Consider the following 24656-nt stretch of genomic DNA (forward strand, 5'->3'; position numbering starts at 1 on the left):
GCGGCATCTCCCTGGATCGCTTCTCATGTTCTCTTGAAGTGGGTTTTTTAGCGCAGACGGGTCCACCACTGGTATCGAACGCATCCGATGCCTGCGACAGGTCTCCCGGTCATGCCGTCGAAGACCATGACGAGCTGACCCTGGAATATTCAGCCTGCAGGGTTTCAATGAGTTCAGCGTTCAGCCGTTCGCATTCTGCGTTGGCTTCCATCCGGGTCGGATAGCAGATTTTTAGCCTGCACTTACCTTCGTTGTCGTAGATGTCGAAATCTATAGGAGCGGTGGTGCAATAGAAGCGTGATCCGCTGCGTGCTGATCCTGTTTCCTTTGGTATTGAGGGAACAACAACGAATCTAGGCATCGGCTTTCCCCTGTCGTAGTAGCGTTTCAGTACTTTAAGAAGTAGCGGCTACTTGCCACTAAATCAAGCGACGTTGCGGGAATCCGATGAGCAACCCTTCGTAATCGAAACTCATTTTGATTGCCTTCGGATCATCGTGCCTGTTTTTGATGAATTCCCGATCAGCATCCACAAAGTTTGGGGTTATGTCTTGCAGGTTCGGTACGTTGGGCATGTCGGGGTAGGGCGCATGAGGCCCCACGGGCAGGCTGGTCTTGCTCCGCCAACCTCTGTGGCCAGGGCGCTCGTGAATAACAGCTGACAACTGCCTGTCAGCACCGAAACCCTTGACGCGTGCCCATCCAGCTTTTGGCCGCTACAATGCGCACCTCGACCGTGACAAACCAGATAAAAAATATGTCTCTGCCCAAGCATCACCTGGAACTGCTCAGCCCCGCCCGTGACGTGAACATTGCTCGCGAGGCCATCCTGCATGGTGCCGACGCCGTGTACATCGGTGGCCCGAGCTTCGGCGCCCGGCACAACGCCTGCAACGAAGTCAGCGATATTGCCCAACTCGTGGAGTTCGCCCGTCGCTACCACGCCCGCGTGTTCACCACGATCAACACGATCCTGCATGACAACGAACTGGAGCCGGCGCGCAAGCTGATCCACCAGTTGTACGATGCGGGCGTCGACGCGTTGATCGTTCAGGATCTGGGCGTGATGGAGCTGGATATCCCGCCGATCGAACTGCACGCCAGTACCCAGACCGACATTCGGACACTGGCGCGGGCAAAGTTTCTTGACCAGGCTGGCTTCTCTCAACTGGTGCTGGCCCGCGAGCTGAATTTGCAAGAGATTCGCGCCATCGCCGACGAGACCGATGCGGCGATCGAATTCTTCATCCACGGCGCGTTGTGTGTGGCGTTCTCCGGGCAGTGCAATATTTCCCACGCACAGAACGGTCGTAGCGCCAACCGTGGCGATTGCTCCCAGGCCTGTCGTTTGCCTTATACCCTCAAAGACGACCAGGGCCGCGTCGTCGCCTACGAAAAACACCTGCTCTCGATGAAAGACAACAATCAGAGCGCCAACATCCGTGCGTTGGTCGAAGCCGGTGTTCGCTCGTTCAAGATCGAAGGGCGCTACAAGGACATGGGGTATGTGAAGAACATCACAGCCTATTACCGTCAGCGTCTGGACGACGTGCTTGAAGATCGTCCAGACCTGGCGCGGGCATCCAGCGGCCGCACCGCACACTTCTTCGTGCCCGACCCGGACAAGACTTTCCACCGTGGCAGCACCGACTACTTCGTCAGTGAGCGCAAGATCGACATCGGCGCCTTCGATTCACCGACCTTCACTGGCTTGTCGGTGGGCGTGGTGGAGAAGGTGGGCAAGCGTGATTTGCAGGTGGTGACCTTTGAGCCGCTGTCCAATGGCGACGGCCTCAATGTGCAGATCAAGCGCGAGGTGGTGGGCTTTCGCGCCAACATCGCCGAGCCTAAGGGTGAGTTCCTCGAAGAGGGCCAGAAGCGCTATCGCTACCGTGTCGAACCCAACGAGATGCCGGATGGGATGTTCAAGTTGCGCCCCAACCATCCACTGAGCCGCAATCTTGACCATAACTGGCAGCAAGCCTTGCAGAAGACCTCTGCCGAGCGTCGTATCGGTTTGAGTTGGGTGGCACGTCTTGACGAGCAGCGCCTGCAACTGACCGCCACGAGCGAGGAGGGTGTCAGCGCCAGCTTGTCGCTGGACGGTCCGTTCGGTCTGGCCAACAAGCCGGAGCAGGCATTGGAGCAACTGCGCGATCTGCTCGGTCAACTGGGCACCACTGACTATCACGCCACCGCCATCGAGTTGATTGCACCCGAGGCGTTCTTCATTCCCAATTCGCAGCTCAAAGCCTTGCGTCGCGAAGTGATTGAGGCGTTGACCGTGGCCCGTCTGCTCGCTCACCCAAGAGGTCATCGCAAGGCCGAAACCACTCCGCCGCCGGTGTATCCGGAGTCGCACTTGTCCTTCCTGGCCAACGTCTACAACCAGAAGGCCCGGGACTTCTATCACCGCCACGGCGTCAAGTTGATCGACGCAGCGTTTGAGGCCCATGAAGAAACCGGGGAAGTGCCGGTGATGATCACCAAGCACTGCCTGCGTTTTTCCTTCAATCTGTGCCCCAAGCAAGCCAAAGGCGTCACCGGTGTGCGCACCAAGGTCGCGCCAATGCAACTGGTGCACGGTGACGAGGTGCTGACGCTGAAGTTCGACTGCAAACCTTGCGAAATGCACGTCATCGGCAAGATCAAGGGCCACATCCTTGACCTGCCACTGCCGGGCAGTGTCGCAGAACCGGTCGTTGGTTACATCAGTCCCGAAGACCTGCTCAAGACAATCCCCCGCGCGCCGCATTGAGTGACAGGCGAGTACGCCGCATCGAGTGATGGGCGTACTTGCTGCGTGAGGCTTGTCCGCTGACTGTTGCCATAAAGAAACTACCTAGAACACTAAGGTGATCGCTGTACCCCAAGGGGTTCGGCTCAATATTCGCCTTGGAGGCTCCGGGTTAGGCTAATGGCAACGAATGAGCGGAGCACGTCATGCGATTGTTTGAACTGATTACTTTTACGGTGCGTGTGCGAACCGTTGCAGATGCGCTGGGTTGCATCGAGGCCGCGCTGGCCAAGCCCGGGGTGGGCGGCACGCTGATGGGGTGTTGGGCGTCGGAAATCGGCCAACTGAATCAAATTGCCGTGCTGCGCGGCTATGCCGACGAAAGTCTGCGGCAAGCGGAGCGCGAGCGCTTCCTGTTGGAAGGCGAAGCATTCGGTATCAACGCCTTTATCACCGACCTGCGAATCGAAAACTACAGCTTGTTCCCGTTCCTCAATCCCCTGAGCGCCGGAAAACACGGGCCGTATTACGAAATGCGCGTGTATGACCTGGTCAGTTCCGGGCTGCAGCCGACACTCGATGGCTGGATAAAGGCCGTGGAACCGCGTACGGCCGAGCAGTATTCGCCAGTGTATGCGGCGTTTTATGCCACCGACGGTGCCTTGCCGCGCTACCTGCACATCTGGCCATGGTCAACCCTGGAACAGCGCCTGCAAGTGCGGACTCAAGCCGTGGAGGACGGTGTCTGGCCACCCGAGAATTCTGGTCCGCAACTGCGTGACATGCGCTCGACGATTTATCTGCCCGCGGCCTTTTCGCCATTGCAATGAAACGTGTGCGGTTATGGGTTGCACCAAACCCCAGAAACGACAAAGCCCTGAATAATCAGGGCTTTGTCGGTACAAATATGGCGGAGGCGATGGGATTCGAACTCATGGACCTGTTACAGTCGACGGTTTTCAAGACCGTTGCCTTAAACCACTCGGCCACACCTCCGTTTGCGTTGCGGGCGCCATAATACCTGAATGAAACACACTGTCAAACTCTCTACGTAGCTTGTTACAGAGCGTCTGTTATGATCTTTGCGACTGAACGTTTCAAACCAACAGGAGTGTCGCCATGCGCGAACAGGATTACGCAGTTAATAACAGCGTGCAGGCTGAGCAGCTAGAGGTTAGCCGCGTCCTGCGCAACACATACGGCTTGCTCGCTCTCACCCTCGCATTCAGCGGCGTGATGGCGTTTGTCGCTCAGCAGATGCGTGTCGGTTACCCGAACGTTTTCGTGGTGCTGATCGGTTTCTATGGCCTTTTCTTCCTCACCAACAAACTCCGTGATTCGGCCTGGGGCCTGGTTTCTGCCTTTGCCCTGACAGGGTTCATGGGTTTCCTGCTTGGCCCGATCCTCAACCGTTACCTGGGAATGCAGGGCGGCGCTGAAGTGGTCAGTTCGGCGTTCGCGATGACGGCGCTGGTGTTTGGTGGTCTGTCGGCCTACGTGCTGATTACCCGCAAGGACATGAGCTTCCTGGGCGGTTTCATCACGGCAGGCTTCTTCGTACTGCTGGGTGCGACGCTGGCGAGCTTCTTCTTCCAGATCAGCGGCCTGCAATTGGCGATCAGCGCAGGTTTCGTGCTGTTCTCCTCGGTCTGCATTCTGTTCCAGACCAGCGCCATCATTCATGGCGGCGAGCGTAACTACATCATGGCGACCATCAGCCTGTATGTATCGATCTACAACCTGTTCATCAGCTTGTTGCAGCTGTTCGGCATCATGAGCCGCGATGATTGATCGAAGGCCTTGAGTAAAAAACCCGCTTAGGCGGGTTTTTTATTGCCTGAAATCCAGGGCTACTCGGCAATGATAATGCTGCCATCGGTCTGTTGGCGGTAGATGGTGTAGGGCAGTAGCAAGGTGTCGAGCGCGCCGGACATGACCACGTCGATCAACACAATGGCTGGAGCATCGGTGTGATCTTGTGCATCCAGCCCCTTTTTCAGCGGCGCATTCAAACTGCAAAAATCATAGCTGACACCGCTGTAGATCCGCGGAATGGCGCCGCAATAGCTCTTCTGTTCCTTGAGACTGTTTGCCGCCACTTCGTCACCGCGCAAGGCCGATTGAATCGTGCCGCACCCCGCCAGCATCAGCGCTGCCAGTAGCATTGCCTGAATTTTCATGCCGCCAATCCTTCGCCGGAAAACCCCAATCTACGCCAGTGAGGCGCAAACTTCACTCAGGCCATCGGTGGCAACCGGCGTTTCACCGGGGTTTTCTTGACGATCGCCGTGTTGGTTTCGGCGTGGGTGTTGAGGCGGTCGAGCAGGGTGTCCAGTTGTTCCATCGAGCGCACGTGCAGGCGCGCGATGAAGCAGTCGTCGCCGGTGACTTTGTCGCACTCGGTGAACTCTGGAATGGCCTGAATTTGCCGCTCCACCTCTTGCAGCTGTCCCGGCAGCGGGCGAATCCGCACGATGGCCTGGAGTTGATAACCGAAGCATTTCGGGTCGATTTCAACGGTGTAGCCTTTGAGCACACCCCGTTCTTCAAGGCGGCGCAGACGCTCCGCGACGCTGGGCGAGGACAGGCCGCTGATGTTCGCCAAGGCCTTGAGTGAGCGCCGGGAGTCCTCCATCAATGCCGTGATCAGCACTTGGTCGATGTCGTCGGTCATGGCAATCCTCGTAAGGCAATTAAACAAAAACGCCTTGATAAAAAAGGCAGAAACCGAGTCTAGCCTGTTTTTTGCGCTGGAGAAGCCCACGGATGGATTGGCATACTTTGCGCTCAAACACAGGAGTCTGATGATGGACAAAACAATACGTCGCGGCTCATTCGAGATGAGCGCCGCCATGCTGATCTCCGGGACCATCGGCTGGTTCGTGCTGGTGTCCGGGCAACCGGTGCTGGACGTTGTGTTCTGGCGTTGCCTGTTTGGCGCCGGCACCTTGCTGCTGATTTGCGCGGCTTTCGGCTTTCTGCGCCCCGGCATTCTGACCCGCACCACGTTCCTGTTGGCCGTGCTCAGTGGCGTAGCGATCGTCGGCAACTGGGTGCTGTTGTTTGCCTCGTATTCGCGCGCCTCGATTGCCATTGGTACGGCGGTGTACAACGTTCAGCCGTTCATGTTGGTGGGCCTGGCCGCGTTGTTCCTCAATGAAAAAATCACCCTGCAGAAACTGTTCTGGCTGGGCATTTCCTTTCTCGGGATGCTGGCGATTGTCAGCGCTCATGGCGGGTCGGGCGAGGACGGCAATGATTACCTGATGGGGATTGGCCTGGCATTGGGCGCGGCCTTCCTTTACGCGATTGCCGCGCTGATCATCAAACGCCTGACCGGTACGCCGCCGCATCTGATCGCGTTGATCCAGGTCTGCACTGGTGTGCTGTTGCTGGCACCGTTCGCGCACTTTTCAGCGCTGCCGCAAGCGCCTGCTGCCTGGGCGAGCCTGGTGACGCTGGGCATCGTTCACACCGGCGTGATGTATGTGCTGTTGTACGGCGCGATCCAAAAACTGCCGACCGCACTGACCGGGGCGTTGTCGTTCATCTACCCGATTGCAGCGATTTTTGTCGACTGGTTTGCCTTCGGCCATCGTCTGGAGCCGCTGCAATGGGTTGGCGTGGTGGCGATTCTGCTGGCCGCCGCCGGAATGCAGCAGGGCTGGGGCTTCAAACAACGTAAGTTGGCGGCGCAGTAGGTGTCAGATGTTCCAGCGCGGGGCCGTTTTTGCCAGGCGCTGGCGCATCTCGCCGATGTTGGCGGCGAACTGGCGGGTCAACAAACGGTAACCGTCCAACGGGCTGTAAACCGGTGCCTCAAGACTTGACGCAGTTGGCAGGTCGACGGGGCGGCTCAGACGTTGGGATGCGCCGGTTTTCAAGGCCCGCGCCATGCCGATCAGTTGCACGCGAATGTGCCGATGTTCCTCGGTCATCGCCGATTGCAACTGCGCCACGGCATTCGGTTCGCTGGCATCCGGTCGGGTGTTGCCGAGGATTTCCAGGGTACTGACACACATCCGCAAGTTGCGCTGAATAGCGTCCAGTTCGGTCATGGAAATCTTCACTTCCTTGGACACCGACGGCATCAGCGAACGCAATTGCACCATCACCGAGTTCAGGCGACCCATGAGTTTGAGGTGTTCGTCATCGCTGACCGATTGGCCATTGATGATGCGCCCGTAGATCGTCGCGCAATCGCGCAGGGCATCGGCCAGGTTGTAGCGCCAGGAAAACACCGCATACAGCGGCAGCGCGAAGGAAAACGCCAACGCCAAGGCGATGCCGATCAGAATGTCGACCCCGCGCCACAGGCCATCCGTGACCGGGTTGTCGCCGTGCCCCGCGACGATAAATACCGTGATCGCCGCCAGCAACGCCGTGTAACCGCCCTTGCCGATGGCGTGATACGAAAAGAATCCGCACACCACCGACATCGCGAAATAGGTCAGCCAGGGCATCCCGAGCCAGGCCTGTTGCGCGACCAGCACCAGGCCGACGCCCGCCCCGATCAAGGTGCCAATGGCCCGCTCGGCGGCTTTTTTACCGATGTTGCCGTGATGCTGCAAACCCCCGATCACCACCAGCATCGTCACCGACGCCCATTCGCCGTGGGGCAGATGGATGCCGGTGGTCAGCAAAATCGTCGCCAGCAACCCGAGCGATACCCGCACTGCATGGATCAGTCTGGCGTGGCGATAGCGCCGATACGGGTCCAGCAACGGCCGTAGCAGTCGGCGCAACAGCGGTGGCAGTCGATGGCTGAACGTACTCAGGCTCGGTGTCCTCAGAAAATGTAATCGGTGGTCAGGAAACTCGAACTCCGTCCGCTGATGATCTCGCTGATCAAGTCTTTGTTGGTTTCCTGGAACTTGGTGGCCACCAGCGTGCGGATCGAAAATACCCGCAATGCATCATGCACCGACAGCGTGCCTTCGGCGGAGTTCTTGCGGCCGTTGAACGGGAAGGTGTCCGGGCCGCGCTGGCATTGTGCGTTGAGGTTGATGCGCCCGACCTGGTTGGCGAACGTGTCCACCAGCCGACCAACCGCAACCGGGTTAGTGCCGAAAATACTCAGTTGCTGGCCGAAGTCTGACTCCAGGACGTAATCGATGACGGTGTCCAGATGACGGTACGGCACAATCGGGATGACCGGGCCGAACTGTTCTTCCTGATAGACACGCATTTGCGTCGTCACCGGGTACAGCACCGCCGGGTAGAAGAACGACGCGCGGGCTTGACCGCCATTGGGGTTGACCACCTTGGCCCCTTTGCTTTCGGCGTCCGCCACCAGCGAATGCAGGTAATCGACTTTGCCCGACTCCGGCAACGGCGTCAGCGCCACGCCGCTGTCCCACGGCATGCCGGGTTTGAGGCTGGCGAGTTTGGCGTTGAATTTTTCGATGAACGCCTCGACCACGTCCTCATGCACAAAGAGAATTTTCAGCGCGGTGCAGCGCTGACCGTTGAACGACAGCGAGCCGGTCACCGCTTCGCTCACCGCGTTGTCCAGATCGACCTCCGGCAAGACGATGCCAGGGTTTTTCGCGTCGAGGCCCAGCGCCGCACGCAAACGGTGTGGTTTGGGGTGGAGTTTTTTCAGGTCGCTGGCGGCCTTGTTGGTGCCGATGAAGGCAAATATGTCGATCTTGCCGCTGGCCATCAGGGCGCTGACAGTCTCGCGGCCGCTGCCGTAGATCACGTTGATCACGCCGGCCGGGAAGCTGTCGCGGAACGCTTCCAGCAGCGGGCGAATCAGCAACACGCCAAGCTTGGCCGGTTTGAACACCACGGTATTGCCCATGATCAGCGCCGGAATCAGCGTGGTGAAGGTTTCATTGAGCGGGTAGTTGTAAGGGCCCATGCACAGTGCAACGCCGAGCGGGACGCGGCGGATCTGGCCGAGGGTGTCCTGTTCCAGTTCAAAACGGCTGGAGCGGCGGTCGAGTTCCTTGAGTGCATTGATGGTGTCGACAATGTAGTCGCAGGTGCGGTCGAACTCTTTTTCCGAGTCCTTGAGGTTCTTGCCGATCTCCCACATCAGCAACTTGACCACCGCGTCACGCTGTTGGCGCATGCGTCCTAAAAAGGCTTCGACGTGCTGGATGCGCTCGGCCACACGCATGGTCGGCCACAGGCCTTGACCACGGTCATACGCACGGACGGCGGCGTCCAGGGCGACCAGCGCGGTATCGGCGTCAAGCAACGGTGTGCTGCCGAGGATCACTTGCTCGTCGCCATTGGCGCCACTCAGGTACACCGGGCTGCGGACCTGGGCCAGCGGCCCGTTCCAGGTTCTCAGTTCGCCATCGACCAGGTACTCACGTTGCTCGGTCTGGCCGTCTAGCCGGTACTTTTCCGGGATGTCGGCGTGGCTCGGGAACAGGTTGTCGAGAATGTTGGCTGTGGTCATGTCGCTACCCCCTCTGGATTGGGTGATGCAGTGATGAATCGTTTTAGCAGACCTCGGCCTCGCTTGTCATGACTCATCTCAGCGTTTTGCCGCACAGCGTGATTAACCGCGAATTTACCAACGTGTTCGGTCATGGCCTCAGAAGCCCCCTTTGTTGGCCCCCAATGCCCTCAACCCGCCCACGCGGGGTGCCTTAGTGTTGACCTGTGCTTGATCACAATAAAAAAGGTGCACCCGGCTGTCCGGGCACCCCATGAGAGGACCGCCATGCGGGCAAGCCGATTCACTGAAAAGCCTAGCCTTTGTTTTGCCTTGGTGGGGGGCGTCTTCGCGGCGTTGCTTGCGGGGTGTGGCGAAGAGCCGAAAAACCCGACAACCCGCAGCGAAGCGGCCACCGCCAGGCCCGCCGACGCCGAGCTGGCGCAGGTCTACGACAACAGCTGCAAGCTGTGCCACGCCAACCCGGCGGCCGGGGCGCCGCTGACCGGCGACACGAAAGCCTGGGAACCGCGAGTCTTGCAAGGCGCCGACACGCTGCTCGATCACGCGATCAACGGCTTCAACGGCATGCCGCCGATGGGGATGTGCATGCAGTGTTCGCAAGAACAGTTCCTGGCGCTGATTGCCTTTATGTCCGGCCAGCAAATCCAACAATAAGAACGGCAGGGTGCGATTCATGACGATGGACCTGACACGGCGTCAGTTGTTGCAACGGGCGAGCGTCATTGGCGCTTTCACTGCGCTCGGCTCAACGCCTGCGCTGGCCGAACTGCTGCGCGCGCCGCGGCTGATTCCCTGGCGCAACTGGTCGGGGGGCCAGAGTTGCTCTGCCGGCGGCGCGGTTGGCGCCAAAGAATCTGGATGAGCTGACGCAAGTGGTGCGCCAGGCGCCCGGCAAGATTCGCCCGGTGGGTTCGGCGCATTCGTTCAGCGCCTTGGTGCCCACCGACGGCACCTTGCTGTCGCTGAGTTATTTCACCGGTTTGCTCGATCACGACGCGAAAACGCTGCAAGCCGAGTTCGCCGCCGGCACCCCGATGTCGCGCATGGGCACACCGCTCAAAGACATCGGCCAGGCCCTGCAAAACATGGCTGACATCGATTACCAGACCCTCGCGGGCGCGATCTCCACCTCGACCCACGGCACCGGCAAGAACTTTCAATCCTATTCAGCCCACGTCTGTGGCCTGCAATTGGTGACCGCCACGGGCGAGGTTCTGGACTGCGACAGCACGCGTCATCCAGAGGTGTTCAGCGCGGCGCGGGTGTCGCTCGGCGCGCTTGGGGTGGCCACGAAAATTCGCCTGCAAAACCGCCCGGCGTATCGGTTAAGGGAGCGCCAATGGATCGCCAAGACCGAAGAGTTGCTGGAAGACCTCGACAAAAACACCCGGGAAAACCAGCACTGGGAAATGCTCGTCGTGACCCATTCCGACTACGCCTTGTCGATCGCCCTGAACGAAACCACCGACCCGGCCACACCGCCGATCCCGGCGGATGAGGAGGGCGGCAACGAGTTCGTGACCTTGATCGAGAAGATCGACAAGTACGGCAGCGACTTCCCGGACCTGCGCCGCACGATGCTCAATAACCTGCGTCACCTCGCCAGTTTCGATGACCGGGTAGGCGACTCGTTCGACATCTACGCCAACGTGCGCACGGTGCGTTTCAACGAAATGGAATATTCGGTGCCGGCCGAACACGGCCCGGCGTGCCTGCGCGAGATTCTCAAGCTGATTCAGGACAAAGACCTGCGCACCTGGTTTCCGATTGAGTACCGCTACGTCAAAGCCGACGACATTCCCTTGAGCATGTTCGAGGGGCGCGACAGTTGCTCGATTTCGGTCCATCAGCATTACCAGATGGATCATCACAATTTCTTTGCCGCCGTCGAACCGATTTTCTGGAAGTACAACGGCCGGCCGCACTGGGGCAAGTTGCACACCCTCAACGCGAAAACCCTGCAGCCGCTGTACCCGCGCTGGCAGGACTTTATTCAGGTCCGGCAGGCGCTGGACCCCAGCGGGAAATTCCTCAATGCGCATTTGTCATCGATTTTGGGGGTGAGCTGATGGCGGTCAATCGGCGTCATTTTTTGATGGGAGCCGCCGGTGTCGGCGTGTTGTTGGCAGGTGTCGGCACCTGGTTGCGGCCGGGTGATCGGGGCGCGCCGTACAGTGATTATTTCCGTGCGCTGAACACCGAACTCAAGGATCACGGGCCCATGCGGCCAGTGATGTTGATCGACCTTGACCGACTCGATCACAACATCGATGCGGTGATGCTGTCGGTCAAACGTGGTGGCAAGCACCTGCGACTGGTGGAAAAGTCACTGCCGGCGCCGGGGCTGCTGGCCTACATCGCCAAGCGCGCCGGCACGCAACGCTTGATGTCGTTTCATCAACCGTTTCTCAACCATGACGCGGTACAGTTTCCCGAGGCCGACATTCTGTTGGGCAAGCCGCTGCCGGCGCGTTCGGCCCAGCTATTTTATCAGTCGCACAAGGGGCCTTTCGACCCGGCGAAGCAATTGCAGTGGTTGCTCGATACGCCGGAACGCTTGCAGCAATACCTGGCGCTGGCCCAAGGCTTGGGTACGCGATTGCGGGTGAACATCGAGCTGGATGTCGGGCTGCATCGCGGTGGTGTCAGGGAGGTGGGGGTACTCGGGCAGATGCTGACGCTGATCAGCCAGAACCCGCAGCACCTGGAGTTTGCCGGGTTCATGGGCTACGACCCGTTCGTGGGCATGGGCGTGCCGGGGATTCTGGGCTCGCCCGAAGAACTGTTTGCCAAGGTGATGGTGATTTACAACCGCTGCGTCGACTTCACCCGTCAGCAATACCCCGGTTTGTGGCACGACGGGCTGACCCTCAATACGGCCGGCAGCCCGAGCTATCGCATGCATGAACACGAACAGCTCAGCACTGAAGTGTCGGTGGGCACGGCGATGCTCAAGCCCACTCACTATGACCTGCCGTCACTGGTGGAGCATGTGCCTGCGGCGTACATCGCCACGCCCGTGTTGAAAAGCACCGGGGCGGTGGAGATTCCGGCGCTGGATGACAAGTCCAGGCTGTTTTCCTGGTGGGACACCAATCAGCGCGAGACTTTTTTTATCTATGGAGGCAACTGGATGGCGGAGTTCGAGTCGCCCTCGGGGTTGCAGAGTAACGGGGTGTATGGCCGCAGCTCGAATCAGGAAATGGTCAATGGTTCGGCAGCGGTGGGGCTTGGGGTTGAGGATCAGGTGTTTTTGCGCCCGACCCAGACGGAGTCGGTGTTGTTGCAGTTTGGGGATTTGCTGGCGGTGCGGGGTGGTCGGATCGTCGACACCTGGTCGGTGTATTCCTGAAGGATTTTCCGTGTATGTGCCGCCGCCATCGCGGGCAAGCCCGCTCCCACAGGGTGCAGCGTTGTCCATGTGGGAGCGGGCTTGCTCGCGAAGGCGTCAGTTCAGTCAGAACGCATACGGAATGCTGACTTTGGCCCACAGCATTTCCCCTTCAGGCCGGTTTTCCACATCAAACTCCTTGGCCCAGCGAATCTCCGCGCTGGCGTACTTAAGAAAGGTCCAGTGCAACGCCGGACCAATCGCAAACACCTGCCCGCGCACCCCGTCGTTCACGTCCTGGCCATTGAACTGCACGGTGTGGCCGAACTGTTTGTCGTCGGTCGTTTGCTTGAGGTAGTAGCCATTCAACCCGAGCATCAGGTCGTCGGTGATTTTGAAACTGGCGGAATAGTCGAAGTGGAAAATCTGCCCTGACTTGTAATCGGTGTCTTTGTTTTTCCCGTTGAAACTGTACGTGGTCTTCATCGACACCTCGGTTCTGTCCGTCGGCAGCCAAGTGAAGGAGAACAACGGTTTGTAGGTGTAGAAGTTGTTGCTGGTGTTGGCCAGGCGATCAACGCTGTATTCGCCGGTGGGCACGGTGACTTCCACGGCCGCGCCCAGGGTCAGGTTCGGGCCCATGTCCCAGAGAATGATCGGCGCGACCGTGGTGTCGCCCATGCCCTCGCGGGTGTCGTGCAAGCCGAACACCGCGACTTCCTGCTTGAGCCACGGCTGTGCGATGTAGCCCGCCAGCCGGCCGCCAAATACCCGCAATGGGCTGAGGTAATCGAGGCGCGGAATGACCGCCGTGGATTCGATATCAACGTCCGGCACCTTGCCGCCGAGCGAGCTGATGTTCAGCTTCGTGGAGGTGTAGTGGTTGTAGTAGAGGTTGAACGCCAGCATGTTGTCCGGAAGGCTGTCGGGCGACAGCGGCAACATGAAAAAACCGTCGGTGCCGGGGCCGATGTTGTCCACGCCAGCCTCGGTGGCCAGTGCCGGTTGAAGGGCACAGACGCCGGCCAGGCTAATGACCAGTAGGGGAAGTGTCGTGCGGGTCAGGATCATGGGGGTACTCATTATTATTGTTAGCGGGCTGTCCAGCGTCCATACGAGGGCCGCAACATAGAAATAAGCTGTCTGCGCCTTGCAAGGCAGGGTATTGGCGGCCATTTAGGGGGGCTTCTGCGGACAGCCTTTGAACCCTGTGCTAACTTCCTTCGACATAACCGGTAACAAAAATAAGAATGCAGCTCGACCCGGAATGTATAGCCCCATGCAAATGAAAGTGATCGATCCCACCTTTGAACTGGCGCTGGTGTCGCCGTTTCTCCTGCAAACCCTGGCCGAAGTCGCGCAGCAACAGGGCGTCAACCCCGACAACCTGTGCCGAGGGCTGGGCTTCACCTTTGAAGATCTTCAGGACCCGGCACAACGGATTTCCTATCGCCAGGCCGTGGCGATGATTCAACGCGCGCTCAAGGCTTTGCCCAATCAAGGGCTGGGGTTGTGGGTGGGTGCGCAAAATGTGCTCGGCACGCTGGGGTTGCTGGGGCATGTGCTGTCGCTGTGCAAGACCTTGCGCGATGCCTTTGAGCTGGGCATTCGGCATCAGCACACCTCTGGCGGCATTGTCGTGTCGAGCGTGGAGGAGGCGGGTGACCGGGTATTTGTCGACGTCGAATGCCGCTTGCCGTTCGCCGACGTGCAGCTGTTTGCGGTCGAGGAGTTTTTCGCCAGTTTGCTGGTGTATGGCCGGGCGCTGGTCGGGGCGGATTTCAAGCCGATGGCGGTGGAGTTCATGCACGCCGCGCCGGACTATCTCGGCGAGTATTCGCGCCTGCTGGGGCCGGATGTGCGCTTTGGTTGTCTGCAAAACCGCATGGTGATCGCTGCGCATTGGCTGGATGTTCACTTGCCCAATCACCATTCCCTGGCCCTGCGTCAGGCGGTGCAATTGCTCGAACTGGAAGCGGCGCAAGTGCACCAGAAAATGGACTTGATCCAAGCGGTGGAACGGGCGATTGCCCGGGACCTGACCGAGGGCAGCCACATCGAGAAAATCGCCAGCGACCTGAACATGAGCAGCCGCACCTTGCGCCGCCGCCTCACCGAACACGCGCTGACCTTCGAAACGCTGCTGGAACAAGTACGTCAGGCCCGCACCATGAGCCTGCTGGCCAACCCGGACATGTCCATCGAACGCATTACCGAGGAAGTCGGCTACAGCGACGTGCGCAGCTTTCGTCGCGCCTTCAAGCGCTGGACGGGCATGAGCCCGAGCGCATTCCGCAACGAAACCCCGATACTCGACCCCCTGTAGCAGCTGACGAGCAGCGCGAGGCTGCGTTCGGCTGCGAAGCAGTCGTGAAACCAGGCAGTGCGGTGTGTCAGGCACACCTTGCACAGAGGAATTACGACTGCTTCGCAGCCGAACGCAGCCTCGCGCTGCTCGTCAGCTGCTACACGAGACTGCACATAAATGCTCATCCCCGGTTAAACTCCATGCTCTTTTCAAGGAGTTCATATGAGTTATTACCAGCCGGGCATTCTCGCCACCCCCGTTCCGCCTCAAGCCCGCCATATGTTCTTCGCCCTCGAATGCGCCGAAGCATTGCCAGTCGCGCTCGACAACTTGATGCAACTGGTGGACGGGAAATCGGCTGTCGTCGGTTTCGGCGAATCGCTGGTCAAGGCGTTGCACGCGCAGGTTGACGGCCTGCGAGCCTTCCCGGCGTTGACCGGTGTTGGCGTCGATAACCCGTCGACGCAACACGCATTGTGGTGCTGGCTGCACGGCGTCGACCGTGGCGAATTGCTCAATCGCAGCCAGGCCATCGAAGCCGCTCTGGCGCCGGCCTTGCGCCTGGTACAGATGAACGAAACCTTTCGCCACATGAGCGGCCACGACCTGACCGGTTACGAAGACGGCACCGAAAACCCGCACGACGAAGCCGCCGTCGCCGCCGCCCTGTTGGGTGAGGGCGCTGAGGGCCTGGTCGGTGGCAGCTTTGCCGCGATCCAGCAGTGGCAGCATGACCTCAAGGGCTTCCATGCGATGCCGTCCCATGAGAAAGACAACATCATGGGCCGTCGTTTGAGCGACAACGAAGAACTCGACGACGCGCCGGTCTCGGCCCACGTCAAGCGCACAGCCCAGGAAAGCTTCGCGCCTGAGGCGTTCGTGGTCCGTCGTTCAATGCCATGGATCGAAGGTGATCGCGCAGGCCTGATGTTCCTCGCGTTTGGCTTTTCCCTCGACGCCTTTGAAGCGCAACTGCGGCGCATGAGCGGTCTGGAAGACGGCATCACCGACGGCTTGTACCGCATCAGTCGCCCGATCACGGGCGGCTACTACTGGTGCCCGCCGCTCAAGGACGGTCGCCTGGACCTGCGCGCCTTGCGCATCGGCTAACCCTCGGGACGTGATGATGGACGTGGTGCGTTGGGGCATGATCGGTTGCGGCAGTGTCGCCGAGCGCAAGAGCGGGCCAGCCTTTTACAAGGCCCCCGGTTCAGCGCTGATGGCGGTGATGGGGCGGCGCCTGGACGCGGTGACGGATTACGCCACGCGCCATGGCATCGCCCGGGTGTACACCGACGCGCAAGCACTGATCGACGATCCCGAGGTGGACGCGGTGTACATCGCCACGCCGCCAGACAGTCATCACGCCTACAGCCTGTTGGTGGCCGCTGCCGGCAAACATTGCTGCGTCGAAAAGCCGATGTCGCTGAATGCCGGGCAAAGTCGCGAGATGCAAAAGGTCTTTGCCGACGCCGGATTGCACCTGTTCGTTTCCTACTACCGGCGCTCGCTGCCGCGCTTTCAGCAAGTGCGGCAGTGGCTGGATGCGGGGCGAATCGGTGAGGTCCGGCACCTGACCTGGACACTCACCAAAGCAGCGTCGCCGGTTGATTTGGCCGGCACGGACAACTGGCGCACGGACCCGCGTGTTGCCGGTGGCGGCTACTTCGCCGACCTCGCCAGCCACGGGTTTGACCTGTTTCAGTACCTGCTCGGTGACATCACCGACGTTGCCGGTTTCACCGCGCGACAGGCCGGGTTGTATGCCGCCGAAGATGCAGTCAGCGCCAGTTGGCGGTTTGCCTCGGGGGCGACGGGCATGGGTTGCTGGAACTTCGTGGCGGATCGGCGCGAGGATCGCGTCGAGCTGATCGGCAGCCGGGGGCGGATCCGTTTCTCGGTGTTCGATGAGCACCCGGTGCAACTTGATGCGGATGAGCAACTCAGCCTGAGCATCGACCATCACGAACACATCCAGTGGCACCACGTGCTGGGCATGAACGCGCACATTCGGGGTGACACGCAGCACCCGGCAGTCGCCGGGGAAGCGTTGAAAACCGATTGGGTGATGGACCAGATCCTCAAGCGCACCTGAACCAAGTCGATGTAGCAGCTGCCGAGCACCGCGAGGCTGCGTCCGGCTGCGCAGCAGTCGCAAACCCTGCATGCAAGGTTAGCCAGACACACTGAGTCATCAGATTTCACGACTGCTACGCAGCCGGACGCAGCCTCGCAGGCTCGGCAGCTGCTACAGAGGCTCGGGTGTGTCCGACGCATCTAACCTTATGCTCAAACAGTATTTCTCAATCCTCCTGCAGGCTCTCTAAGATCACGTTATAACTCGTTATAACAAGTGATCTGCCATGACTGATAACGTTCTATCCCTGAGCAGCATCCCGTTGCATACCCAACTGCGGGACATATTGCGCGCTCGCATCCTCGACGGTGAATACCCGCAAGACAGCCAGATGCCTTCCGAAAGCGAGCTCGGCTCGTTGTTCAAAGTCAGCCGCATCACCGTGCGCCAGGCCCTGGGGGATCTGCAAAAGGAAGGGCTGATCTTCAAGATCCACGGCAAAGGCACCTTCGTCGCCAAACCGAAAACCTTCCAGAACGTCAGCACCCTGCAAGGCCTGGCCGAATCCATGACCGGTCGCGGCTATGAGGTGATCAACCGCCTGCGCAGTTTCAAATTCATCGCCGCCGACAAACTCGTCGCCGAGCGTTTAGAGGTGGCCGAAGGTGAAATCGTGGCGCAGATCAAACGGGTTCGTTTGATCAACCGCGAACCGATTTCGCTGGAAATCACCTACCTGCCCAGAGCCCTCGGCGAACGCCTGGAGAAGGCTGATCTGGTCACCCGCGACATTTTCCTGATCCTCGAAAACGACTGCGGCCTGGCCCTCGGACACGCCGACCTGGCCATTGATGCCGTCTTGGCCGACAGCGATCTGACCCGTGCACTGAACGTCGAACCGGGCTCGCCCATCATGCGCATCGAACGACTGACCCACGATGCAAACGGTCGGCCGGTGGACTTCGAACACCTTTACTACCGCGGCGATGCCTTCCAGTACCGCTTGCGAATCGACCGGCAAAAAGGGGCACAGGCATGACGCGCAGCTCTACAACCAGAAGCACCCTCGAACAGGAATACGACATCGTCGTGATCGGCGGCGGCACCGCAGGACCGATGGCGGCGATCAAGGCCAAGGAGCGCAACCGCGACTTGCGCGTGTTGTTGATCGACAAGGCCAACGTCAAACGCAGCGGCGCGATCAGCATGGGCATGGACGGCCTGAACAACGCGATCATTCCCGGCCACTCGACGCCGGAGCAGTACACCAAGGAAATCACCATCGCCAATGACGGCATCGTCAATCAGGCCGCGGTGTACGCCTATGCCACGCACAGTTTTGAAACCATCGAGCAGCTAGACCGCTGGGGCGTGAAGTTCGAGAAGGACGAAACCGGCGACTACGCGGTGAAAAAAGTCCATCACATGGGCGCCTACGTGCTGCCGATGCCGGAAGGGCATGACATCAAGAAAGTCCTGTACCGGCAGTTGAAGCGGGCGCGGGTGAGCATCACCAATCGCTTGGTCTGCACCCGATTGCTGACGGATGAAGAGGGCGCGGTCAACGGCGTGATGGGGTTCGATTGCCGCACCGCCGACTTCCATGTGATCAAGGCCAAAGCGGTGATCCTGTGCTGCGGCGCCGCCGGACGTCTGGGTTTGCCGGCTTCGGGCTACCTGATGGGCACCTACGAAAACCCGACCAATGCCGGCGACGGTTACGCCATGGCGTATCACGCCGGGGCCGAACTGGCGAACCTGGAATGCTTCCAGATCAACCCGCTGATCAAGGATTACAACGGCCCTGCCTGCGCGTACGTCACCGGTCCGTTGGGCGGCTACACCGCGAATAACAAGGGCGAGCGCTTCATCGAGTGCGACTACTGGAGCGGCCAGATGATGTGGGAGTTCCACCAGGAACTCGAAAGCGGCAACGGCCCGGTGTTCCTCAAACTCGATCACCTGGCCGAGGAAACCATCCAGAACATCGAAGAGATCCTGCACAGCAACGAACGCCCGAGTCGCGGCCAGTTCCATGCCAATCGTGGCACTGACTACCGCACGCAGATGGTCGAGATGCACATTTCAGAGATCGGTTTTTGCAGCGGGCATTCGGCGTCGGGCGTGTGGGTCAACGAGCGGGCGGAGACCTCGGTGAAGGGGTTGTACTCGGCGGGTGATATGGCGGCAGTGCCGCACAACTACATGCTCGGTGCGTTCACTTACGGTTGGTTTGCCGGCACCAACGCGGCGGATTTCGTCGCCGGGCGCGAGTTCTCAGCCGTCGATGCCCAACAAATCGAGACGGAGAAACAAAGGGTTTACGCACCGCTGGACCGCGAACAAGGTCTGCCACCCGCGCAAGTCGAGTACAAGCTGCGGCGCTTTGTGAACGACTACCTGCAACCGCCGAAAGTGACCAAGAAAATGCAGATCGGCCTGCAACGCTTCAGTGATATCCAGCGCGATCTCGATCAGATCAAAGCCCACAACGCCCACGAACTGATGCGTGCCATGGAAGTCAGCATGATCCGCGATTGCGCCGAAATGGCCGCAAGGGCCTCGCTGTTCCGTGCTGAAAGCCGCTGGGGGCTTTACCACTATCGCGTCGATCACCCGCAACGCAACGACAGCGACTGGTTCTGCCATTGCCACCTGAAAAAGGATGAAAACGGCTTGATGAGCAGTTTCAAGAAAGCCGTCGAACCTTACATCATCGCGCTGGACGTCGATGAAATGCAGGCCTACGACCGGCTGCGCGTGGGCGCCTTTGCGGCCTGAGCTACACACAAGAGAGAGACCGAAAATGGCCTATCAACCCCAGGAAATCTTCTTCCGCTCCAACGCGCCCGTCACGGTCGATGAGGATCTTTGCATCGCCCACAAAGGCTGCACCGTGTGCGTCGACGTCTGCCCGATGGACCTGCTGGCGATCAACCCGGCCACGCAAAAAGCCTACATGGCCTTCGACGAATGCTGGTACTGCATGCCGTGCGAAAAGGACTGTCCGACTGGCGCTGTGAAAGTTGAAATTCCTTACCTGTTGCGCTGAATGGTCGGACGCCATCGCGGCAAGCCCGGCTCCCACAGGTTTCTTTGGTGTCTGCAAAATTTTGGATTCAGCACAAATCACTGTGGGAGCCGGGCTTGCCCGCGATGAGGCCCCCCAGACAACCCAAAAGCCATCCGGCCACCACCGGACGCCAGCTTCAAACCACCCCTCGTTTCCCACCACGCCCTGATCGTGGCGGAGACGAACATCCTATAAATGATTCGAGGGGAAACACCTATGTTGTTGCGTGCAGCTTTAGCCGGTCTGGTACTGGCCTCATTCACCCTGTCGGCGTCGGCCGAAACCATCCGCATTGCCATTGGCACCCAGGACACCACGATCAATTGCGCCGCTGGCGGACTGTTGATTCGTGAGCTCGGGCTGCTCGACAAATACCTGCCCCACGACGGCCAGTACAAAGACGCGAAATACGAGGTCGAGTGGAAGAACTTCACCAGTGGCGCACCGCTGACTAACGAGATGGTCGCCGGAAAACTCGACTTCGGCGCCATGGCCGATTTCCCTGGCTCGTTCAACGGCGTGGCGTTCGAAACCGCCGGCAAGCACAGCCTGTTTATCAGCGTGCTCTCGGGCAGTATCAAGGGCAGCGGCAACGGCATCGTGGTGCCGAGCGCCTCGGGCGTGCAGTCGTTGGCGGAGTTGAAGGGCAAGACCATCTCGGTTCCGTTCGCCTCGACGGCCCATGGCATGTTGCTGCGCGCGGTGGCCGCTCAGGGTTGGGACCCGCTCAAAGACGTGAACATCATCGCCCAGCCGCCAGAAGTCGCAGGCTCGGCGTTGCAGGCCGGGAAGATCGACGCACATGCGGACTTCGTGCCGTTCGCCGAACTGTTCCCGAGCCGTGGTTTCGCCCGCAAGATTTACGACGGTGCCCAGGCCAATGCGCCGACGTTTCATGGCGCGCTGGTGGATCAGGCGTATGCCAAAAAATACCCGGAAATTGTCGTCGCTTATCTGCGGGCGAGCATCGAGGCCAATCAGTTGCTCGCCGCTGAGCCGGAGAAGTACAGCGAGTTGATCGCCCAAGTCACCGGGGTCGATGCCGAGGTCAATTACCTGTTCCACGGGCCGCTGGGCGTGCAAACCCGCGACCTGAGCTGGAAGCCGGAATACCGTCAGGCGGTCGGCACCGCTATCGACACCCTCAAGCTGTTGAAGAAGGCGGATCGCGGTCTCGATCTAAACACCTTTATCGACGATCAATACATCCGCGCCGCCTTCAAGGCGTCGAACCTCGACTACACCGCGCAACTGGCCAACTACGCGCAGACACCTCTGAAAGCCGTGGATGCAGCGAACGGGAAGGCGATCACTGACGTCAGCCATGTGGCGGAAATCTGGGTGCGCGGAGAGCCGAAAGTCCGCCAATACGCCTCGGCGCAAGCGGCATTCAGCGCCTTGGCCAGCCTCAAGCAGGAAGGCAAAAACATCCGCGCGGTGTATGCCCAGGCGAGCGACAGCGGGATCAAGTTGCTGGCGGATCAGGCGTGGTTTGCCAGTGATGCGCAAGGGCAGCTGAGCGCCTTCCTGCTCAAAGGCCAAGCCCAGCAGTTCGCCACGGCCCAGGGCGGCAAAGTCCTCGACTTCAGCGAAGCCACCACCCAGGCCGTTGCCGCACGCTAATTTCAGAACAGTGCAATTCCCTGTGGGAGCGGGCTTGCCCGCGATAGCGGTGGGTCAGACAACGTCAATGTTGACTGATCAGGCCTCATCGCGGGCAAGCCCGCTCCCACAGGGATCTCGATGGAGAGGAATTATTGTGTACGGATCCTATTTACGCTGGCTCCCCAGGGCCATTTCACTGTTGGTGTGCCTGCTGTTCTGGCAACTCGCCGCCAGTGGCCACTGGAACCTCGGCCTGGTCACCTTCGCCAATGTGCCAACACCCTTGGCAGTCATTAACGCTGCCTTGAGCCTCGGCGACTCCGGCAAATTCGCCCAACACCTGAGCAGCAGCCTCAGCCGGGTCTTCGCCGGTTACCTCACCGCGCTGATCGTCGGCATCGCCCTGGGCCTGGCCATCGGCCGCTCGAAATGGGCCGAGGATGTGCTGCTGCCACCCTTGGAGGTCCTGCGCCCGATTCCCGCCGTTGCCTGGATTCCATTGGCGATCCTGATGTTCCCGTCCTCGGAACTGTCGATGGTCTTCATCACCTTCACCGGGGCGTTGTTTCCGATTTTGCTCAACACCGTGCATGGCGTCGAAGGCGTCGACCCACGCCTGATCGCCTCGGCCCGAAGCCTGGGGGCAGGGCGGCGGGCGATCCTGCTGGAAGTAATCCTGCCCGGCGCCGCGCCAAGCATCATCACAGGCCTGGCCATCGGCATGGGCACTTCATGGTTTTGCCTGGTCACCGCCGAAATGATCTCCGGCCAATACGGCATCGGCTATTACACCTGGGAGTCGTACACCATCCAGAACTATGCCGACATCGTGGTCGGGATGTTGCTGATCGGTGTACTGGGAATGGGCAGCAGCCTGCTGATCAAACGCCTCGGCGGGCTGTTCACGCCTTGGCACCGACCACGAGGAAAAGCCTGATGAGCGTGATGCAAACCCCGGAAGGGCGGATCGACATCCGCCAGTTGTCTATCGTTCTCGGCGACGGCGCACACGCTTTCGAAGCCGTGCAAGGTCTGGATTGCCAGATTGAAGCCGGGCAGTTCGTGTGCATTCTCGGGCCGTCCGGTTGCGGCAAGTCGACATTGCTCGGCGCACTGGCCGGGCACCTGCAACCGCGTGCCGGCAGTCTCAAGGTCGATGGTGCGCCAGTGTCGGGCCCGTCGCCGCAGCGCGGCATGGTGTTCCAGCATCACACGTTGTTTCCTTGGCGAACCGTGCGTGACAACGTCGCCTTCGGCCTGAAAATGCGTGGCATCGGCAAGGCCGAACGGCATCGCGCCGCCGATGAAATTCTTGCGTTGGTGGGGCTGGAAGGTTTTGCCGAACGCTGGCCGGATCAGCTCTCCGGCGGTATGCAGCAACGGGTGGAAATCGCCCGGGTGCTGATCAATCGCCCGCGCCTGTTGCTGATGGACGAACCCTTCGGTGCGCTCGACGCGCTGACTCGGCTGAACATGCAGGAACTGCTGCTGGACATCTGGACGCGGATCCGCACCACCGTGGTGTTCGTCACCCACGACATCGACGAAGCGCTGTTCCTCGCCGATCGCCTGCTGGTCATGAGCACTCGACCGGGCCGCATCATCGAAGACGTGCGTCTCGACTTTCCTCGGCCACGCACCACCGAACTGGTGACTAGCCCCGAATTTTCCCGCTTGAAGCGCCATTGCCTCGAATTACTGCGTCACGAAGACGGTCGGCAGCTACCGCGCCTGAACCCTCTCGGACTCCCTCCTGAAAAAAAACTGCCGCGATTTGCCCTATGACCTCTCTATTCGATGTAACCGATAACGACGACATCCTTGCCCTGCAACCGCGCCTGACCGATGACGATCCCGGCGTGCGCCGCATCGCGCTGATTGAACTGGCCGACCTTGAAGAACCGGATGGCTTACTGTGGCTGGTGAATCGACTGGCCGAAGACCCCACCGAAGAAGTCCGCGCCGAGGCCGCCCGCTTGCTCGAAGCCTGGGAGGAAGAACCCGTGGTCGAAGCGCTGTGTCAGGCGCTGACCGATCCCTCGTTGACCGTGCAATCGGCCGCTGCACAAAGCCTTAGCCTGCTCAAAAGCGAAGCGGCGGGCAGGGTGATTTTGCCATGGACGGCGCATGCCGCGATCAGCGTGCGCATTGCCGCGTTCAGGGCGTTGCGTGAGTTGCGGTTTCCTGATGCCGCCGGTGCTGCAATCGTGGCGTTGAACGATGAGGACGCCAGTGTCCGGCGCGAAGCAGTCGGCGTACTCGGCTGGCTCAAACAACTCGATGCCTTGCCGGCCCTGGCCCGATTGGCCAGTCAGGACCCGGACACCGAAGTCCGCCGCGCCGCCACCGGGGCCCTCGGTTTGGCATCCGACGCGCAAGTGCTGCCGGCGCTCTGCCAGGCATTACAGGACGACGCCTGGCAAGTGCGCGAAGAAGCCGCGACCACACTGGGCAAAGTCGGTCACAGGGATGCCGGCGACGCCTTGGTCGAAGCCCTGAGCGATGATTACTGGCAAGTCCGCCTGCGTGCCACCCGCAGCCTCGGCCGCTTGCGTTACGCCCCGGCCCTCGACGCACTGATCGAATCCCTCGGCCACCGCATCAGCAACCTGCGCAAGGAAGCGGCGCTGGCCCTTGGCGAATTGAACGACAAAGGCGCCATCGCCCCCTTGCAGGCCGCGCAAGACGACGGCGACCCGGAAGTGCGCAAAGCCGTGCGCATCGCCTTGAGTCAACTGCAATGAACCCGTTGGCCGTGGTCAATTCCCAGGGGAAACAGCAGCTGCGATTGAACTGGCCGGATGGGCGTGAACAGTGGCTGGGACATGCCGAGTTGCGGCGTCAGTGCCCGTGCTCGCAGTGCCGGGCGTTTCGGCTGCAAGGGCTGACGGTGAAGGTTGATCCGCGCATTCGTGTGGTTGAACTCAATGCCCAGGGTTATGGCCTGCAACTGGTGTTCAGCGACGGCCACGAACGCGGGATATACCCGTGGCCCTACCTGGCACAACTCATTTGCGAGTCTATTGAAATTTAATGTGGGAGCGGGCTTGCCCGCGATGGCGGACTGACATTCGGTATAGATGTTGAATGTAATGGCCTCATCGCGG

Annotated in this window: 22 protein-coding genes, 1 tRNA gene and 1 pseudogene; 18 read left to right on the plus strand and 6 right to left on the minus strand. The window is 60.1% G+C overall.

Features of this window, described 5'->3' with window-relative positions; all coding sequences use genetic code 11:
* Positions 1-757 precede the first annotated feature (757 nt).
* Positions 758-2758, plus strand: coding sequence for a peptidase U32 family protein (locus AB4N76_RS27355; protein WP_046027515.1), 2001 nt, complete (start codon positions 758-760; stop codon positions 2756-2758).
* A gap of 185 nt (positions 2759-2943) precedes the next feature.
* Positions 2944-3567: an NIPSNAP family protein gene (locus AB4N76_RS27360; RefSeq protein WP_046027514.1), complete on the plus strand. Its 624-nt coding sequence runs from the start codon at positions 2944-2946 to the stop codon at positions 3565-3567.
* A gap of 78 nt (positions 3568-3645) precedes the next feature.
* Here the strand turns inward: AB4N76_RS27360 and AB4N76_RS27365 are convergent.
* Positions 3646-3733, minus strand: a tRNA-Ser gene (locus AB4N76_RS27365).
* Between the two features lie 123 nt (positions 3734-3856).
* Between AB4N76_RS27365 and AB4N76_RS27370 the strand changes: the two genes are divergently transcribed.
* The gene (locus AB4N76_RS27370; protein WP_027923729.1) at positions 3857-4528 is read left to right on the plus strand and encodes a Bax inhibitor-1/YccA family protein; all 672 of its coding nucleotides are present in this window, start codon (positions 3857-3859) and stop codon (positions 4526-4528) included.
* Between the two features lie 59 nt (positions 4529-4587).
* Here AB4N76_RS27370 and AB4N76_RS27375 read toward each other — a convergent pair whose 3' ends face one another.
* On the minus strand, positions 4588-4917 hold the full coding sequence (locus AB4N76_RS27375; RefSeq protein ID WP_046027512.1) for a YceK/YidQ family lipoprotein: 330 nt from the start codon (positions 4915-4917) through the stop codon (positions 4588-4590).
* Between the two features lie 56 nt (positions 4918-4973).
* On the minus strand, positions 4974-5411 hold the full coding sequence (locus AB4N76_RS27380) for an Lrp/AsnC family transcriptional regulator (RefSeq protein ID WP_046027511.1): 438 nt from the start codon (positions 5409-5411) through the stop codon (positions 4974-4976).
* A gap of 133 nt (positions 5412-5544) precedes the next feature.
* On the opposite strand from AB4N76_RS27380, the gene AB4N76_RS27385 reads away from it, so the two are divergent.
* Positions 5545-6438 carry a DMT family transporter gene (locus AB4N76_RS27385; protein WP_077430265.1) on the plus strand — a complete coding sequence of 298 codons (894 nt, stop codon included), beginning with the start codon at positions 5545-5547 and terminating at the stop codon, positions 6436-6438.
* A gap of 3 nt (positions 6439-6441) precedes the next feature.
* On the opposite strand, the gene AB4N76_RS27390 is transcribed toward AB4N76_RS27385, so the two are convergent.
* Both AB4N76_RS27390 and AB4N76_RS27395 read right to left on the minus strand, forming a co-directional pair.
* Positions 6442-7485, minus strand: a complete 1044-nt coding sequence (locus AB4N76_RS27390) for an FUSC family protein (protein WP_077430264.1) — start codon at positions 7483-7485, stop codon at positions 6442-6444.
* A 41-nt stretch (positions 7486-7526) separates the two neighbouring features.
* Positions 7527-9152 (minus strand): NADP-dependent glyceraldehyde-3-phosphate dehydrogenase, encoded by a 1626-nt coding sequence (locus AB4N76_RS27395; RefSeq protein ID WP_077430263.1) that lies wholly within the window; start codon positions 9150-9152, stop codon positions 7527-7529.
* 267 nt (positions 9153-9419) lie between these two features.
* On the opposite strand from AB4N76_RS27395, the gene AB4N76_RS27400 reads away from it, so the two are divergent.
* The 3 genes and pseudogenes from AB4N76_RS27400 (at position 9420) to AB4N76_RS27410 (ending at position 12507) form a co-directional block, all read left to right on the plus strand.
* Positions 9420-9809, plus strand: a complete 390-nt coding sequence (locus AB4N76_RS27400; RefSeq protein ID WP_046027503.1) for a c-type cytochrome — start codon at positions 9420-9422, stop codon at positions 9807-9809.
* 19 nt (positions 9810-9828) lie between these two features.
* Positions 9829-11224 (plus strand): annotated as a pseudogene (locus tag AB4N76_RS27405) (D-arabinono-1,4-lactone oxidase).
* Positions 11225-11298: 74 nt separating this feature from the next.
* Complete coding sequence (locus tag AB4N76_RS27410; protein ID WP_460164646.1) at positions 11299-12507, plus strand: DSD1 family PLP-dependent enzyme; 1209 nt, start codon at positions 11299-11301, stop codon at positions 12505-12507.
* 105 nt (positions 12508-12612) lie between these two features.
* Here AB4N76_RS27410 and AB4N76_RS27415 read toward each other — a convergent pair whose 3' ends face one another.
* Positions 12613-13557 carry a SphA family protein gene (locus AB4N76_RS27415; RefSeq protein WP_046027499.1) on the minus strand — a complete coding sequence of 315 codons (945 nt, stop codon included), beginning with the start codon at positions 13555-13557 and terminating at the stop codon, positions 12613-12615.
* A gap of 208 nt (positions 13558-13765) precedes the next feature.
* Between AB4N76_RS27415 and AB4N76_RS27420 the strand changes: the two genes are divergently transcribed.
* The 11 genes from AB4N76_RS27420 to AB4N76_RS27470 all read left to right on the plus strand — a co-directional run bounded on the left by AB4N76_RS27420 (position 13766) and on the right by AB4N76_RS27470 (position 24583).
* Entirely contained in the window at positions 13766-14812 is a 1047-nt protein-coding gene (locus tag AB4N76_RS27420; RefSeq protein WP_046027497.1) for an AraC family transcriptional regulator, read from the plus strand.
* 204 nt (positions 14813-15016) lie between these two features.
* Entirely contained in the window at positions 15017-15904 is an 888-nt protein-coding gene (locus AB4N76_RS27425) for a Dyp-type peroxidase (RefSeq protein WP_046027496.1), read from the plus strand.
* Between the two features lie 16 nt (positions 15905-15920).
* Positions 15921-16889: a Gfo/Idh/MocA family protein gene (locus AB4N76_RS27430; protein ID WP_077430260.1), complete on the plus strand. Its 969-nt coding sequence runs from the start codon at positions 15921-15923 to the stop codon at positions 16887-16889.
* A gap of 268 nt (positions 16890-17157) precedes the next feature.
* Positions 17158-17910: a GntR family transcriptional regulator gene (locus tag AB4N76_RS27435; RefSeq protein WP_109784689.1), complete on the plus strand. Its 753-nt coding sequence runs from the start codon at positions 17158-17160 to the stop codon at positions 17908-17910.
* Complete coding sequence (locus AB4N76_RS27440) at positions 17907-19652, plus strand: fumarate reductase/succinate dehydrogenase flavoprotein subunit (RefSeq protein ID WP_460163805.1); 1746 nt, start codon at positions 17907-17909, stop codon at positions 19650-19652. The genes AB4N76_RS27435 and AB4N76_RS27440 overlap by 4 nt, the downstream gene beginning before the upstream one ends.
* A 25-nt stretch (positions 19653-19677) precedes the next feature.
* Complete coding sequence (locus AB4N76_RS27445; RefSeq protein ID WP_007946457.1) at positions 19678-19923, plus strand: 4Fe-4S dicluster domain-containing protein; 246 nt, start codon at positions 19678-19680, stop codon at positions 19921-19923.
* A gap of 237 nt (positions 19924-20160) precedes the next feature.
* Positions 20161-21567, plus strand: coding sequence for an ABC transporter substrate-binding protein (locus AB4N76_RS27450; protein WP_460163806.1), 1407 nt, complete (start codon positions 20161-20163; stop codon positions 21565-21567).
* Positions 21568-21703: 136 nt separating this feature from the next.
* A complete protein-coding gene (locus tag AB4N76_RS27455; RefSeq protein ID WP_046027488.1) occupies positions 21704-22486 on the plus strand; it encodes an ABC transporter permease in 783 nt (260 codons plus the stop codon).
* Complete coding sequence (locus AB4N76_RS27460; protein ID WP_460163807.1) at positions 22486-23334, plus strand: ABC transporter ATP-binding protein; 849 nt, start codon at positions 22486-22488, stop codon at positions 23332-23334. The genes AB4N76_RS27455 and AB4N76_RS27460 overlap by 1 nt, the downstream gene beginning before the upstream one ends.
* Complete coding sequence (locus AB4N76_RS27465; protein ID WP_046027485.1) at positions 23331-24293, plus strand: HEAT repeat domain-containing protein; 963 nt, start codon at positions 23331-23333, stop codon at positions 24291-24293. The genes AB4N76_RS27460 and AB4N76_RS27465 overlap by 4 nt, the downstream gene beginning before the upstream one ends.
* Positions 24290-24583, plus strand: a complete 294-nt coding sequence (locus AB4N76_RS27470) for a DUF971 domain-containing protein (protein ID WP_046027484.1) — start codon at positions 24290-24292, stop codon at positions 24581-24583. Before AB4N76_RS27465 ends, AB4N76_RS27470 begins: the two co-directional genes overlap by 4 nt.
* Positions 24584-24656 lie beyond the last annotated feature (73 nt).

This window comes from Pseudomonas sp. S2_F03 (assembly GCF_054668335.1).